General features: G+C 73.1%; 13 protein-coding genes. 10 read left to right on the forward strand and 3 right to left on the reverse strand.

Translation table 11 applies throughout. The features are described from left to right. The first annotated feature begins 16 nt into the window (after positions 1-16). From BLW17_RS09680 to BLW17_RS09695, 4 genes are all read left to right on the forward strand, one after another. Positions 17-1,123 carry a DUF2927 domain-containing protein gene (locus tag BLW17_RS09680; RefSeq protein ID WP_083388353.1) on the forward strand — a complete coding sequence of 369 codons (1,107 nt, stop codon included), beginning with the start codon at positions 17-19 and terminating at the stop codon, positions 1,121-1,123. 108 nt (positions 1,124-1,231) lie between these two features. Further along, a complete protein-coding gene (locus tag BLW17_RS09685; RefSeq protein ID WP_036705079.1) occupies positions 1,232-2,377 on the forward strand; it encodes an SPFH domain-containing protein in 1,146 nt (381 codons plus the stop codon). A gap of 70 nt (positions 2,378-2,447) precedes the next feature. After that, the gene (locus BLW17_RS09690; protein ID WP_231565690.1) at positions 2,448-3,761 is read left to right on the forward strand and encodes a TFIIB-type zinc ribbon-containing protein; all 1,314 of its coding nucleotides are present in this window, start codon (positions 2,448-2,450) and stop codon (positions 3,759-3,761) included. Between the two features lie 76 nt (positions 3,762-3,837). Further along, positions 3,838-4,746, forward strand: coding sequence for a carbohydrate kinase family protein (locus BLW17_RS09695; RefSeq protein WP_036736452.1), 909 nt, complete (start codon positions 3,838-3,840; stop codon positions 4,744-4,746). 84 nt (positions 4,747-4,830) lie between these two features. On the opposite strand, the gene BLW17_RS09700 is transcribed toward BLW17_RS09695, so the two are convergent. Next, positions 4,831-6,000: an aspartate aminotransferase family protein gene (locus tag BLW17_RS09700; RefSeq protein WP_036736454.1), complete on the reverse strand. Its 1,170-nt coding sequence runs from the start codon at positions 5,998-6,000 to the stop codon at positions 4,831-4,833. A gap of 183 nt (positions 6,001-6,183) precedes the next feature. Then, positions 6,184-6,960, reverse strand: coding sequence for an ABC transporter permease (locus BLW17_RS09705; protein ID WP_231572865.1), 777 nt, complete (start codon positions 6,958-6,960; stop codon positions 6,184-6,186). A gap of 197 nt (positions 6,961-7,157) precedes the next feature. Here BLW17_RS09705 and BLW17_RS09710 point away from each other — a divergent pair, with 197 nt between their 5' ends. Together BLW17_RS09710 and metG are read left to right on the forward strand one after the other, a co-directional pair. Beyond that, positions 7,158-7,922, forward strand: coding sequence for a GcrA family cell cycle regulator (locus BLW17_RS09710; protein WP_074826505.1), 765 nt, complete (start codon positions 7,158-7,160; stop codon positions 7,920-7,922). Positions 7,923-8,464: 542 nt separating this feature from the next. Then, positions 8,465-10,186, forward strand: a complete 1,722-nt coding sequence (gene metG, locus BLW17_RS09715; RefSeq protein WP_036735017.1) for a methionine--tRNA ligase — start codon at positions 8,465-8,467, stop codon at positions 10,184-10,186. Positions 10,187-10,235: 49 nt separating this feature from the next. Here the strand turns inward: metG and BLW17_RS09720 are convergent, their stop codons facing one another. Continuing rightward, a complete protein-coding gene (locus tag BLW17_RS09720) occupies positions 10,236-11,606 on the reverse strand; it encodes a phosphohexomutase domain-containing protein (RefSeq protein ID WP_036735019.1) in 1,371 nt (456 codons plus the stop codon). A gap of 89 nt (positions 11,607-11,695) precedes the next feature. Between BLW17_RS09720 and BLW17_RS09725 the strand changes: the two genes are divergently transcribed. The 4 genes from BLW17_RS09725 (at position 11,696) to BLW17_RS09740 (ending at position 14,491) form a co-directional block, all read left to right on the forward strand. Next, on the forward strand, positions 11,696-12,109 hold the full coding sequence (locus BLW17_RS09725; protein WP_036735023.1) for a ketosteroid isomerase-related protein: 414 nt from the start codon (positions 11,696-11,698) through the stop codon (positions 12,107-12,109). Then, positions 12,106-12,702 (forward strand): GNAT family N-acetyltransferase, encoded by a 597-nt coding sequence (locus BLW17_RS09730; RefSeq protein WP_170835596.1) that lies wholly within the window; start codon positions 12,106-12,108, stop codon positions 12,700-12,702. The genes BLW17_RS09725 and BLW17_RS09730 overlap by 4 nt, the downstream gene beginning before the upstream one ends. Before the next feature lie 168 nt (positions 12,703-12,870). Continuing rightward, positions 12,871-13,977, forward strand: a complete 1,107-nt coding sequence (locus tag BLW17_RS09735; protein ID WP_081969188.1) for a type III polyketide synthase — start codon at positions 12,871-12,873, stop codon at positions 13,975-13,977. Positions 13,978-13,984: 7 nt separating this feature from the next. After that, positions 13,985-14,491 (forward strand): isoprenylcysteine carboxyl methyltransferase family protein, encoded by a 507-nt coding sequence (locus BLW17_RS09740; RefSeq protein WP_036735026.1) that lies wholly within the window; start codon positions 13,985-13,987, stop codon positions 14,489-14,491. The last annotated feature ends 32 nt before the right edge of the window (positions 14,492-14,523 follow it).

Consider the following 14,523-nt stretch of genomic DNA (forward strand, 5'->3'; position numbering starts at 1 on the left):
CGTGCCCTCGGATCGAATGACCCCGCCTCTCGCCCCCGCCCGCCGCCCCGTCGCCCCCGCGCCGGGTCGGTCTCTCGCGGCCCGTCCCGCGCCCCGCACCGTCCGCGGCGCCGGGCTGGCGGCGCTCACCGCCCTCGCCCTCTCGGCCTGCGCGCCCGAGGCACCCGCGCCCGCGCCGCCGTCGGTCCCCGCCCCGGCCCCCGCCGCCCGGCCCGCCGCCGTCCCCCCGCCGCTGCCGCGCCCCGAGGCCGCGACCCAGGCCCAGCTGCGCCGCGACCGCGCCGAGGCCGCGCGCGCCCGCGCCAAGGCCGCCAGCGCGCCGCCCACGACCGCCAGCGCCACGATGGCGCAGTATCTCGAAAACATCGAGGACACGCTCCTCGCCCGCGGCCTTCTGCGGACCGACGACGGGGCCGGGATCAAGGTCGGCGCCGCCAAGCTGGCCGAGGATTTCGTCCAGATCGCGCTGCGCGACGAATACCAGATGAACGCCGCCGGGCGCCTCGTCCCCGGCGCCCACCCCGCGCCGCTGCGCCGCTGGGACCGCCCGGTGACCCTGACCGTCGAGTTCGGCGAGTCCGTCCCCGAGGCGACCCGCATCCGCGACCGCGCGACGATCGGCGACTACGCCGCCCGGCTCGCGCGCATCTCGGGCCACCCCGTCTCGATGGCCGGCGCGGGTGGCAACTTCGTCGTGCTGGTCCTCTCCGAGGACGAGCGCCGCGCCATCGGCCCGCGGGTGGCCGAGCTGATCCCCGGCATCCCCCGCGCCGACCTCGCCGCGATCGAGCGGCTCTCGCCGCAGAACTACTGCACCGTCTTCGCCTACTCGCCCGGCGCCGGCGCCGCCTACTCCAACGCGGTGGCGGTGATCCGGGCCGAGCTGCCGCAGCGCCTGCGGACGAGCTGCGTCCACGAAGAGCTCGCGCAGGGCATGGGTCTGGCCAACGACAGCCCCGACGCCCGCCCCTCGATCTTCAACGACGACGAGGAATTCGCCTTCCTCACCCGCCACGACGAGCTGCTGCTCAAAATGCTCTACGACCCCCGCCTGCGCCCCGGCATGACCGAGGCCGAGGCCCGGCCCATCGTCCAGACGATCGCCGCCGAGATGCTGCCCTGATGCGCTCTGCCGCCCCGGAACGGCGCCGCCCGCGGCGCGTTCCCCCACCGACCTGATCCACGACCCACCGGGCCCGTCCCGCCCACGACACCCCGAACGGAGGAAACCATGGTCCTCGACTTCCTGACCGGCGAGTTCATCGACGTCATCGAATGGGTGGACGACACCCGCGACACGATGGTCTGGCGCTATGAGACCCGCGGCCGGGCGATCAAGTACGGCGCCAAGCTGACGGTGCGCGAGGGGCAGGCGGCGGTCTTCGTCCACGAGGGCCAGCTCGCCGATGTGTTCGGCCCCGGGCTCTACATGCTCGAGACGAACAACATGCCGATCCTGACCCGGCTCCAGCACTGGGACCACGGCTTCCGCTCGCCCTTCAAGTCCGAGATCTATTTCGTCAACACCACCCGCTTCAACGACCTGAAGTGGGGCACCCGCAACCCGGTCATCGCCCGCGACCCCGAGTTCGGGCCGGTGCGGCTGCGCGCCTTCGGCACCTACTCGATGCGCGTCACCGACCCCGCCGCCTTCATGCGCGAGATCGTCGGCACCGACGGCGAATTCACCGCCGACGAGATCGCCTTCCAGCTCCGCAACGTGATCGTGCAGGAGTTCTCGCGCCTCATCGCCTCGTCGGGCATCCCGGTGCTCGACATGGCGGCGAACACCCAGCAGCTCGGCCAGATGGTCGCCAAGGCCATCGGCCCGACCGTCGCGCAATACGGCCTGACGCTGCCTGAGTTCTACATCGAGAACATCAGCCTGCCCGACGAGGTCGAGCGGATGCTCGACAAGCGCACCTCGATCGGGATCGTGGGCGATCTCGACCGCTTCGGCCGCTACGCCCAGTCCGAGGCGATGCTGAACGCCTCGAACCGCGACGGCGGCATGGGCGCGGGGCTCGGCGCTGGAATGGGCGCGGCGCTCGGGATGGGGATGGCCGCGCAGCAGGGCGCGCGCGGCCCGTGGGGGCAGATCCCGCAGGCCGTGCCCGCCGCGCCCGCACCGGCCCCGCAGCCCGGCATGATCGCGGGCCCCGCGCCTGCCTCCGACACCGTCTGGCACGTCGCGCTCGACGGGGCGGCGTCGGGGCCCTTTGGCAAGGCCGACCTCGGGCGGCTGATGAACGAGGGCCGTTTCACCCGCGACACGCTGGTCTGGACCCCGGGCCAGGACGGCTGGAAAGAGGCCGACGAGGTGCCCGCGCTCGCCCAGCTCTTCACCATGCTGCCCCCGCCCCTGCCGCAGCGCTGAACTCAGCACCTTGAGGGGCCGCCGCCCGGCCCCTCACTCACCCCGCCCTCGCCTTTCGCGCGGACCGCCGATGCCCACGCCCCAGATCGAACACCGCTTCCCGTGCGAGAACTGCGGCGCGAGCCTCGCCTTCGCGCCGGGGCAGAACGCGCTGACCTGCCCCTATTGCGGCCACACCCAGGCGATCTCGCCCGGCGCCGGCCGCGCCCCGGCGCGCCAGTCGGCGGGCGGACCGGACGGGCAGGATGTCCTGCTGCGCGAGCCCTCGACCGGCCGCGCGATCCAGTGGGACGCGAGCCACAAATCCCCCGAACTGGCCGAGATCCCGCTCGCGCAGGGGCTGCGCCTCGACCAGTCGAGCGATCTGACCCAGACCGTCCGCACCGTGTCCTGCCCCAACTGCGGCGCGCGGATGGAGCAGTCGGGCGACACCCACGCCAGCCTCTGCCCCTTCTGCGCGACGCCCGTGGTCACCGACACCGGGGCGGCGCGGATGCTCAAGCCGCAGGGCGTGCTGCCCTTCGTGCTGACCGAGGCGCAGGCCCGCGCGGCGCTCGACGACTGGCTGAAGGGGCTGTGGTTCGCGCCCTCGGGGCTGGTGCGCTACGCCCGCCGCGGGCGGCGGATGCAGGGGGTCTATTCCCCCTTCTGGACCTTCGACGCCGACACCCGCAGCCGCTACCGCGGCCTGCGCGGCGACCACTATTTCGAAACGGTCTACGTCACACGGCAGGTCAACGGCCGCACCCAGCAGGTGCCCCAGCAGGTGATGCGCACCCGCTGGACGCGCGCCGCGGGCAGCGTCGCGCGCCGCTTCAACGACGTGCTCGTGCTGGCCTCGACCGCGCTGCCGCGCCGCTTCACCGACGCGCTGGCGCCGTGGGATCTCTCGCATCTTGCGAGCTACGACCCGCAGTACCTCGCGGGCTTCGGGGCCGAGGGCTACACCGTGGCGCTCGCCGACGGCCACGGCGTCGCCCGGGCCGAGATGGCCGGCGTGATCGCCACCGACGTGCGCCGCGACATCGGTGGCGACGTCCAGCAGATCGAGGCGGTCGAGACCGACTTCTCGGCAGAGACCTTCAAGCACATCCTGCTGCCCGTCTGGCTCGCCGCCTACAAGTACAACGGCAACTCCTACCGCTTCGTGGTCAACGGCCAGTCGGGGCGAGTGCAGGGCGACCGGCCGTGGTCGGTGTGGAAGATCGCCTTCGCCGTCCTCGCCGCCGCGCTCGCCATCGCGGCGCTACTGTGGCTGGGGCAGGAGAGCGGCTATATCCAGATCGGCACGGCGCCCCTGCAACAGGGCTACGAGATGCCGCCGGGCTACGGCCTGCCGGGCGGGCTCTCCCCCGGCGGCGACTACGTCATCCGCGGCTATTGACCCGCCGTCCGCCGCGCGGTCAGGATCGGCTGCCCGACCCTCACCCCCGCCACCAAACCGCCTACAGGCCGCACCCATGATCCTCTGCACGGGCGAGGCGCTCATCGACCTGATCCCCGGCCCGGACGGCACGATCCGCCCGGTCCCCGGTGGGGCGGTCTGGAACACCGCGCTGGCGCTTGGCCGGCTCGGCGCGCCGGCGGCGTTCCTCTGGCCGATCTCGACCGACGCGTTCGGCGCCCGGCTGCTCGCCCCGCTGGCCGAGGCGGGTGTGGACACCGCGCGCTGCCCGCGCCCCGACCGCCCCACCACCCGCGCCGAGGTGCGGCTGCAGGACGGCGAGGCGAGCTACATCTTCCACGACGAGGGCAGCGCCGGGCGCCTGTTTGCCGAGACCGACCTGCCGCCGCTGCCGCCCACGCTCGCGGCGCTTTTCATCGGCGGCATCAGCCTTGCCGCCGAGCCGTGCGGGGCGACGGTCGAGACGCTCGCCACCCGCGCTGCCCGCACAGGCGTGCCGGTGATGATCGACCCCAACATCCGGCCCGCCTTCATCGCCGACCCGGCAGCCTATCGCGCCCGGCTCGACCGGCTGTTCGGGCTGGCGGCGATCGTCAAGCTTTCGGCCGACGACGCCGGCTGGCTCTGGCCCAGCGCGTCGCCGGACGAGGCCGCGCGTCGCCTCCTCGCCCGCGGCGTGAGGCTGGTGCTGATCACCGCCGGCGCGGCGGGCGCGGTGGGCCACACCCCCACCCTGCGCCGCGCGGCCCCGTCCCGCCCCGTCACCGTCGCCGACAGCATCGGTGCGGGCGACAGCTTCAACGCCGGCCTCCTCGACGCGCTCGACCGCGCGGGGGCGCTGCCCCGGCTGGCCGAACTCGACGCCGCCACGCTCGACACCGCGCTGGCGCACGCAAGCCGGGTCGCGGCCGTCACCGTCTCGCGCCCCGGCGCCGATCCGCCCTGGCCGCACGAGCTGGCCTGAGGCCCGCTTCTACTTGGGAAAAATACCCGGCCGACGGTCGGCAACCACGGACCGCCGACCGGGTCGTCGGGCCGGAAAGAAACCTCAGCCGAGCCGCCCCGCGGCCCGGTCGAGCCGCGCCACCGCCTCACCGATCTCGTCGTCGGTGATCGTCAGCGGCGGCAGCAGGCGCAGCACGTTGTCGGCCGCCGGAACGGTCAGCAGATGCTCGGCATAGCCGGCCTTCACCACGTCCGCCGGCGCGACCTTGCACTTGAGGCCCAGCATCAGCCCCTCGCCGCGCACCGCCTCGAACACCTCGGGGTGGGCTGCCACCAGCCCCTCGAGCTTCTGGCGCATCAGCCCGCCCTTGCGCCGCACCTCGGCCAGGAAATCGTCGTCGGCCACGATCTCCATCACCTTCGCGCCGACCGCGCAGGCCAGCGGGTTGCCGCCGTAGGTCGAGCCGTGGGTGCCCGCGACCATCCCCTCGGCCGCCTGCTCGGTCGCCAGCACCGCGCCCAGCGGGAAGCCGCCGCCGATGCCCTTGGCGACCATCATGATGTCCGGGGTGATCCCCGCCCATTCATGGGCAAAGAGCTTGCCGGTCCGGCCCATCCCGCACTGCACCTCGTCCAGCACCAGCAGTGCCCCGGTCTGGTCGCAGAGCGCCCGGATCTCGCGCAGGTCGGCCTCGGGCAGCGGGCGGATGCCGCCCTCGCCCTGCACGGGTTCCAGCATCACCGCCGCCGTCGTGTCGCTGATCGCGGCCTTGAGCGCCGCGATGTCGCCCCACGGCAGCTGCCGGAACCCCGGCATCAGCGGGCCGAAGCCCTTGACCATCTTCTCGGACCCCGCCGCCGCGATGGCGCCGGTCGAGCGGCCGTGGAACGCCCCCTCGAAGGTCAGGATCTCGATCCGCTCGGGCTGGCCGTGATGGTACCAGTAGTGCCGCACCATCTTGATGGCGAGTTCGGCCGCCTCGGTCCCCGAGTTCGTCACGAACACCGTGTCGGCGAAGGTCTTGTCCACCAGCATCTCGGCCAGCCGCTGCTGCTCGGGGATCTGGTAGAGGTTCGAGACGTGCCAGATCCGCCCCGCCTGCGCGGTCAGCGCCGCGACCAGATCGGGGTTGGCGTGGCCCAGCGCATTGACCGCGATCCCGGCCCCGAGGTCGAGGTATCGCGTGCCGTCCGCGGTGATGGCCCAGGCCCCCTCGCCCCGCTCGAAGGCAAGGGGCGCGCGGTTGTAGGTCGGCAGGACGGCGTCGATCATGGGTCGGTCCTCTGGTTCGTGCGGGGTGGTGACGGCAACGGCCCCGGCCGGCAGGACCGGGGGGCAAGGCGGGACGCGGTCAGCGTCGCAGGGCAGTGCGGCTCGTCATGGGACGCAGCGTTAGCGCCGGGCGGGGGCGGGCGCAAGCGGGGTCGGGCGCAAGCGGGGTTGGGCGCCTCCCCCTCACGGCTTCATCCGGTAGCCGATCCTGAGCCAGCGCCAGCCCAGCCCGATGACCAGCGCCGCCGCCAGCAGACACACCGCGAGGCCACGCTCGGGCGGCGCGTCGCTGACGCCGGCGAAGCCGTAGCGCGCCCCGTCGATCAGGTAGAAGATGGGGTTCCAGTGCGAGAGGGTGCGGAACGGCTCGGGCAGCGCCTCGACCGAGTAAAAGGTGCCCGACAGGAACGACAGCGGCGTGACGATGAAGTTGGTGATCGCCGCCATCTGGTCGAACTTCTGCGCCACGATCCCGGCGATCACGCCGAGGCCCCCCAGCATCAGCGCCCCCACGCTGACGAAGGCCAGCGCCCACAGCGGATGCGCCGGCGCCTGCCCCAGGACCAGCGCCATGCCGATGCCGATCACGACCGCCACGATCAGCGCCCGCGCGAGGCTGCCGAGCAGATAGCCGGTCAGGATCTCGCCCGCCGACAGGGGCGGCATCAGCGTGTCGACGATGTTGCCCTGCATCTTGGCCGAGATGATCGACGAGGACGAGTTGGCGAAGGCGTTCTGGATCACGGTCATCATCAGGATGCCGGGGCCCACGAAGGCGAGGTAGGGTAGCCCCATCACCGTCCGCCCCTCGCCCAGCGCGAGCGCGAAGACGGTGACGAACAGCCCCGCCGTCATCAGCGGGGCAAAGATCGTCTGCTGCCAGACGGCGAGGAAGCGCATGACCTCGCGCGTGGCCAGCGTCCGCAGGCCGAGCCAGTTGATCCGCCCGAAGCGGCGGATCGGCGCGTCGCGGTAGTCGGTCGCGGGACCGGGCGGGGCAGAGGCGGAACGGTCGGTCACGGCGTGTCGTCCTTGAACTCGCGGGGTGCAGACGATATGTCCGGGCATCCCGCCTTAGACCCAGAGGGCGCGCGCGGCGCAACCCCGCCTCGTGCCCCGCACCGCCCGATCCGCCCCCGATCCGCAAGGAGCCGCCGATGTCCTGGACCGACGACCGCGTCGAGACGCTGAAACGCATGTGGGCCGAGGGCCAGTCGGCGAGCCAGATCGCCAAGGAACTCGGCGGCGTGACCCGCAACGCGGTGATCGGCAAGGTCCACCGCCTGGGACTGTCGAACCGCACCGAAAGCGACGAGGCGACCGCCGCCCCTGCCCCGACCTCGGCCGCGCCCCCCGCCGCCGCCGACGCAACCGACACCCCCCGCCCGGCCCGCGCCGAGGCCGAGAGCGACGCGCCCGACACCGCCCCCGCCACGGGCGCCGCGGCAAGCCCGACGCCCGCCGCCGCCCCCTCAGTCCCCCGCGCAGCCGCGGGCAGCCCGCGGCCCGCCGCGAACCTGACCGCCGAGCCGGGCGATGCGGCGGCGAGCCCGGCGCCTACGGCCCGTGACGCCGCCCCGCTGCCCGAGGACGACGCCGAGACCGCGCCCGAGCCCGCCCCGCAGCCGGTCTTCACCCCGCGCCGCCCGATCGTGCCGGCTGGCCAGCCGCTGCCGCCGCAGCCCTCGGCCAACGAGATCTCGCCCGAGGCGCTCGCCTCGGTGCGCGAGGTCGAGAAGCGCGCCCGCAAGCTCAGCCTGATGGAGCTGACCGAGCGGACCTGCAAATGGCCCATCGGCGACCCGGCCACCGACAAGTTCTGGTTCTGCGGCCTGCCCGCCCAGCCCGGCAAACCCTATTGCGAGGCCCATGTCGGCGTCGCCTTCCAGCCGATGAGCGCCCGCCGCGACCGCCGGCGCTGAACTAGCGCGCTGATTGGCGGCGGTGACCCGCCGCGCGTACAGGAGCGTGCCTCCCCTCGGTAGCGCCTCTTCTCCCCCGCGCGCGCAGGCGCGTTGCGGCCCCCGGGGTGCATCTGTCTACCCCCCTCGCAGGTGCTTGCCTTACCCCTCTCGCAGGTGCTCTCCGGCAAGACGCGGCGCCTCGGTTCCCTGTCGATGGGGGCTGTCTGCCCCCCATGAACGCAAGCGTTCATTCCCCCCGAGGATATTTCCGTCCAGCCCGAGGCCGCCCGCCTCGGGGGTGGGAGCCCCCGATCCGGCCGCGTCGGGCGGGACAGGGGGCGCCTCGGTCTGGAGCGGTCATCGGCGTCCCCGCCTGTACCGCACCGCCACATCTGCCACGGAATCCTTGAGATCCGGTAAAGCCCCTCGGGCTGGATCCAAATATCCTCAGGGGGTGAATGGCGCGCGCGCTCTGCGCGCGCCAGAGGGGGCGCGAGCGCCCCCTTCTTCCACTTTGCCCGCCCGCCCGCTACACAGCGGCCAAGCAAAGGACGCGCGCCATGACCCGCCATCTCATCACCTCGGCCATCCCCTACATCAACGGCATCAAGCACCTGGGCAACCTCGTCGGCAGCCAGCTGCCCGCCGACCTCTACGCCCGCTACCTGCGGGCCCGCGGGCACGAGGTGATGTTCATCTGCGCCACCGACGAGCACGGCACGCCCGCCGAACTCGCCGCCAAGAAGGCCGGCCAGCCGGTCGCCGTCTACTGCGCCGAGATGCACAAGACCCAGGCCGACATCGCGGCCCGCTTCGGCCTCTCGTTCGACCACTTCGGCCGCTCGTCCTCCGAGCGCAACCACCTGCTCACCCAGCATTTCGCCGGGAAGCTCGCCGAGGCCGGGCTGATCCGCGAGGTCTCCGAGCGGCAGGTCTATTCCAACGCCGACCGCCGCTTCCTGCCCGACCGCTACATCGAGGGCACCTGCCCCAACTGCGGCTACGACAAGGCCCGCGGCGACCAGTGCGAGAACTGCACCAAGCAGCTCGACCCGACCGACCTCATCAACCCGCGCAGCGCGATCTCGGGCTCGACCGACCTCGAGATCCGCGAGACCAAGCACCTCTACCTGCGCCAGTCGGCGATGCGCGGGCAGCTCTCGGACTGGATCGACAGCAAGACCGACTGGCCGATCCTCACCACCTCGATCGCCCGCAAGTGGCTCAACGACGGCGAGGGGCTGCAGGACCGCGGCATCACCCGCGACCTCGACTGGGGCATCCCGGTGAAGAAGGGCGACGCCGCCTGGCCCGGGATGGAGGGCAAGGTCTTCTACGTTTGGTTCGACGCGCCGATCGAATACATCGCCGCGACCGCCGAATGGGCCGACCGCAAGGGCCAGCCCGACGCGGCCTGGCGGCGCTGGTGGCGCACCGACGAGGGCGCGGGCGACGTGACCTACACGCAGTTCATGGGCAAGGACAACGTGCCCTTCCACACGCTCTCGTTCCCGGCCACGATCATGGGATCGGGCGAGCCGTGGAAGCTCGTCGATTACATCAAGTCGTTCAACTACCTGACCTATGACGGCGGGCAGTTCTCGACCAGCCAGGGCCGCGGCGTGTTCATGGACCACGCGCTCGAGATCCTGCCGGCCGACTACTGGCGCTGGTGGCTGTTGAGCCACGCGCCCGAATCCTCGGACAGCGAGTTCACCTGGGAGAATTTCCAGGCCAGCGTGAACAAGGACCTGGCCGACGTGCTGGGCAACTTCGTCAGCCGGATCACCAAGTTCAGCCGCGCCAAGTTCGGCGAGACGGTCCCCGAGGGCGCCGCCTGGGGCCCGCGCGAGGCCGAGCTCGTCACCGCGCTGACCGAGCGGCTCGGCGCCTACGAGGGGTTCATGGACGCCCGCGAGGTCCGCAAGTCGGCGGCCGAGCTGCGCGCCATGTGGGTGCTCGGCAACGAATACCTGCAGGCCGCGGCGCCCTGGTCCACGATCAAGACCGACCCCGAGGCCGCCGCCGCGCAGGCCCGCATGGGGCTGGCGCTGATCCGGCTTTACGCCGCGATCTCGGCGCCGTTCATCCCCTTCGCCGCTGCGGCGATGGAGGCGGTGCTGCCCGGCATCCCCGCCGACTGGCCCGAGGGCGACCTGGGCGACTACCTCGCCGCGGTGCAGCCGGGACAGGCGTTCGCCGTGCCCGAGGTGCTGTTCGCCAAGATCGCCGACACCGACCGCGAGGGGTGGCAGGCGCGGTTCGCGGGCCTGCGCGCGTAGGCGCGCAGATCGGGCTCGCGCGCGTAGGCCGGCAACCGCAAGGGTCACCTCAGGCGCCGAGCAGCGCCCGGATCTCGGCCACCTTCGCCGCCACCAGCGCCGCATCGCCGCGGCTTTCGACGTTGAGGCGCACCACCGGCTCGGTGTTCGACCGCCGCAGGTTGAAGCGCCAGTCGGCGAAGGCGAGGCTGATGCCGTCCGTCTCGTCCCGCGCCTCGGCCGCGCCGGCGTGCGCCGCGAGCACCCGGGCGATGGCGGCGTCGGGGTCGTCCAGGCGGAAGTTGATCTCGCCCGAGGACGGGAAGGCCGCCATCCGCGCGCCCACCAGTTGCGACAGCGGCAGCCCCGTCCGCCCCATCTGCGCCACCACCAGCAGCCACGGGATCATCCCGCTGTCGGCAAAGGCGAAGTCGCGGAAATAGTGATGCGCGGACATCTCGCCGCCATAGACGGCGCCCGCGGCCCGCATGGTCTGCTTGACGAAGGCGTGGCCGGTGCGGGACTGCACCGCCTCTCCCCCCGCGCCTGCGATCACGTCGCGGGTGTTCCAGACCACCCGCGGGTCATGGACGATCCGCGCGCCGGGCTCACGGGCCAGGAACGCCGCGGCGAGCAGCCCCACGACATACTCGCCGGGGATGAAGCGGCCGGTCTCGTCGAAGAGGAAGCAGCGGTCGAAATCCCCGTCCCAGGCCACGCCGAGATCGGCGCCGTGGTCCCGCACCGCCTCGGCCGTCACCGGCTGGTTCTCGGGCAAGAGCGGGTTGGGGATGCCGTGCGGGAAGCTCGGATCGGGGTCGTGGTGCATCCGCAAGAAGTCGAGCGTCGCGCCGCGCCGCGCGAGTTCCGCCGCGATGGCGTCGAAGGCGGGGCCGGCCGCGCCGTTGCCCGCGTTGACCAGCACCCGCAGCGGCGGCAGCGCGGCGGCGTCGACGAAATCGCAGACCCGGCGGGCGTAATCGGCCCGGACCGCCGACGCATCGACCACCCGGCCCGGCGCGGCGTCGGAGAACGCCCCGCCCTCGGCCAGCGCCTTGAGCGCGGCCAGATCGGTCGCGGGGTCGAGCGGCGCGGCGCCCGCCTTGACCAGCTTCATCCCGTTGTAATCGATGGGGTTGTGCGAGGCGGTGACCTCGATCCCGCCATCCGCGCCGAGGAAGTCGGTGGCGAAATACATCTCTTCCGTCCCGGCCATGCCGAGGTCGAGCACCTCGACCCCGCCCGCGACCAGCCCCTTTGTCAGCGCGGCGGCCAGCGCGGGCGAGCTGTCGCGGCCGTCGCGCCCGACCACCACCCGGCGGGTGCCCGGCCGCGCGGCAAAGGCCCGCCCGACGCGCCAGGCCACGTCCGCGTCCAGCGTCTCGCCCAGCCGACCGCGCAGGTCGTAGGCCCCGAAACAGTCGATCCTGCGCGCGTCCATGCCGCCCCCTTGGCCCCCGTGCTTTGGTCCGGCTTGCCATGCCACCCGCTTGCAGCGCAACCTGCCCCCGCCGCAACGAAAGGTTCCCGATGTCCCGTGCCGCCACGCTCGACCTGATCGCCGCCTATTACGACGCCTTCAACCGCGGCGACGCGGACGGAATGCTGGCGCTGCTGGCCGAGGACGTCGAACACCACGTGAACGAGGGCGAGGTCCGCCGCGGCCGCGACGCCTTTGCCGACTTCAGCCGCCACATGGCCGACAGCTACGCCGAGCGGCTGGCCGACCTGAACATCATGGCGAGCGACGACGGCACCCGCGCGGCGGCCGAGTTCACCGTGCACGGCGAATACCTGCGCACCGATGCGGGCCTGCCCGAGGCGTGGGGCCAGCGCTACGTCCTGCCCGCGGGGGCGTTCTTCGCGGTGCGGGACGGGCGGATCACGCGGGTGACGACCTACTACAACCTCGCCGACTGGACGCGGCAGGTGAGCGCGGGGTGACCGGCACCACCCCGACCGAGACCCTGACCGGCGCGGCCGCCACGGCGGTGCTCGACGACGTCGCGCGGCTGAGGATCGCGGTGTTCCGTGACTGGCCCTATCTCTACGACGGCGACGCGGCCTATGAGCGGGACTATCTGCGCGCCTACACCAACCCCGGCGCGGTGATCGTCACCGCCCGCGACGGGACCGGCGGGCCGATCATCGGCGCCGCCACCGGCGCGCCGATGGAACACCACGCCGCGGATTTCGCCGCCGCCTTCGCCGGCCGGCCCGAGCCGCTGTCCGACATCTTCTACTGCGCCGAATCGGTGCTGCTGCCCGGCTTCCGCGGCCGCGGCCTCGGCCACGCCTTCTTCGACGCACGCGAGGCGCACGCCCGCGCCCTCGGCTTCCGCTGGTCGGCGTTCTGTTCGGTGATCCGCCCCGCCGACCACCCGGCGCGGCCCGCGGACTACCGTCCGCTCGACGCCTTCTGGCGCAAGCGCGGCTATGCGCCGCTGCCGGGCGTCATCGCCCGCTTCCGCTGGCGCGACGTGGGCGCGGCAGAGGACACCGAGAAGCCGCTGCAGTTCTGGATCCGGCTGCTTTAGATCAACCGCCCCCGTCAGCGCCCCGTAAGCCGGCGCCGGCTTTCTCGGCCCCTCGCGCCCCGGTCGGCAACCCTTGCCCCCGCGGCCGGGTTGACCCTGCGCCTGTCGCTGCCGTCACGCCCTGACTCCCCCGCGCCCCGGCGCCCCGCCGCCGAGAGGAACCGCCCCATGAATGTCCCGCTGAACACGCCCCTGCCGGTCCCGCAAGGCCTCGTCCCACCCGCCGGGGCCACCGTCCGGCTGATGGGCCTCGCCACCGCGCTGCCGCCCCACATCCTGCGCCAGGACGAGGTGACCGCCCGCGCCCACGCGCTGCTTGCCCCGCGCTATCCGCAGTTCGACCGCATCGCGGCGGCGTTCCAGAACGCCGGGATCGACCAGCGCGGCTCGGTCGTGCCGCTCGACTGGTTCGGCGGCGATCACGGCTGGCAGGCGCGCACCGAACCCTATCTCGCCGGCGCCACGGCGCTGTTCCGGGACGCCGCCGGCCGGGCGCTCGCCGCTGCGGGCGTGACTGCGGGCGAGATCGACGTGATCGTCACCGTCTCCTCGACCGGGGTGGCGACGCCGACGCTCGAGGCGCGGGTCGCGGGTGAGATGGGGTTCCGCGCCGACGTGCTGCGGGTGCCGGTCTTCGGCCTCGGCTGCGCGGGGGGCGTCAGCGGGCTTTCCATCGCGCGCGAGCTGGCGGCCGCCCGGCCCGGCGCCCGGGTGCTGATGGTCGCGGTCGAGACCTGCACCCTGCTGTTCCGCATGGACCGGATGGACAAGGCCGACATCATCGCGACCGCGCTCTTCGGTGACGGGGCGGCGGCGGTGGTGCTGGCCTCGGACGCGCCCGGCGCTGCGGGCAGCGGGCCGGTGCTGGGCCGGGGGGCGCAGCATCTGTGGCCCGACACGCTCGACATCATGGGCTGGTCGGTGGACGACCGGGGGCTGGGGGTGATCTTCGACCGCTCGATCCCCGCCTTCGTCACGGCCGAGATCGCCGCCGCCATGGCCGCACTCGCCCCCGCGCTTGGCGACACGCCGGTGGCGCGGATGGTCTGCCACCCCGGCGGCGCCAAGGTGGTGACGGCGCTCGAGGATGCGCTGGCTTTGCCCCCCGGGACGCTCGACGCCGAGCGCGCCGTGCTGCGCGACGCGGGCAACATGTCCGCGCCGACGGTGCTGTTCGTCTTGGAGCGGGTGCTGGCGCAGGGCGCGCGCGGGCGGCTGATGCTGGCGGCGCTGGGGCCGGGGTTCACGCTCTCGGCGATCCCGCTCGATGTCTGAGGGCGCGATGACCGCAGTCTGGCCCTCGGCGCTGTTCATCGCCTTCCTCGTGGTCCAGCGGCTGGCCGAGCTGGCGATTGCCCGGCGCAACACCGCCCGGCTGCTGGCGCAGGGCGCGGTGGAGCATGGCGCCGCGCACTACCCGCTGATCGTGGCGCTGCACGCCAGCTGGCTGGCCGCCATCGCCCTGTGGGGGTGGGGCGAGACGGTGCGGCCGGTCTGGCTCGCGCTTTTCGCGGCGCTGCAACTCGCCCGCCTCTGGGTGCTGGCGAGCCTCGGGCCGCGCTGGACGACGCGGATCATCGTGCTGCCCCAGCCGCTGGTCGCGCGCGGGCCGTTCCGCTGGCTCAGGCACCCCAACTATACCGTCGTGGTGGCCGAGATCGCCGTCGCGCCGATGGTGCTGGGGCTGGTCTGGGTGGCGGTGGTGTTCTCGGTCCTGAACGCGCTGGTGCTGTGGGTGCGCATCCGGGCCGAGAACGCGGCCCTCGCCAGCCTGCGCCCGCTGGCCTAGGCTGGGCCCGTCGCCGCCACCGAAGGACGCCC

It is taken from the genome of Paracoccus sanguinis (assembly GCF_900106665.1).
Lineage (GTDB): Bacteria > Pseudomonadota > Alphaproteobacteria > Rhodobacterales > Rhodobacteraceae > Paracoccus > Paracoccus panacisoli.

Bases quoted from the DNA above. Each gene is read 5' to 3' on its own strand.
- BLW17_RS09680 (WP_083388353.1), top strand. From the start codon at position 17: ATGACCCCGCCTCTCGCCCCCGCCCGCCGCCCCGTCGCCCCCGCGCCG.
- BLW17_RS09685 (WP_036705079.1), top strand. From the start codon at position 1,232: ATGGTCCTCGACTTCCTGACCGGCGAGTTCATCGACGTCATCGAATGG.
- BLW17_RS09690 (WP_231565690.1), top strand. From the start codon at position 2,448: ATGCCCACGCCCCAGATCGAACACCGCTTCCCGTGCGAGAACTGCGGC.
- BLW17_RS09695 (WP_036736452.1), top strand. From the start codon at position 3,838: ATGATCCTCTGCACGGGCGAGGCGCTCATCGACCTGATCCCCGGCCCG.
- BLW17_RS09700 (WP_036736454.1), bottom strand. From the start codon at position 6,000: ATGATCGACGCCGTCCTGCCGACCTACAACCGCGCGCCCCTTGCCTTC.
- BLW17_RS09710 (WP_074826505.1), top strand. From the start codon at position 7,158: ATGTCCTGGACCGACGACCGCGTCGAGACGCTGAAACGCATGTGGGCC.
- metG (WP_036735017.1), top strand. From the start codon at position 8,465: ATGACCCGCCATCTCATCACCTCGGCCATCCCCTACATCAACGGCATC.
- BLW17_RS09720 (WP_036735019.1), bottom strand. From the start codon at position 11,606: ATGGACGCGCGCAGGATCGACTGTTTCGGGGCCTACGACCTGCGCGGT.
- BLW17_RS09725 (WP_036735023.1), top strand. From the start codon at position 11,696: ATGTCCCGTGCCGCCACGCTCGACCTGATCGCCGCCTATTACGACGCC.
- BLW17_RS09735 (WP_081969188.1), top strand. From the start codon at position 12,871: ATGAATGTCCCGCTGAACACGCCCCTGCCGGTCCCGCAAGGCCTCGTC.
- BLW17_RS09740 (WP_036735026.1), top strand. From the start codon at position 13,985: ATGACCGCAGTCTGGCCCTCGGCGCTGTTCATCGCCTTCCTCGTGGTC.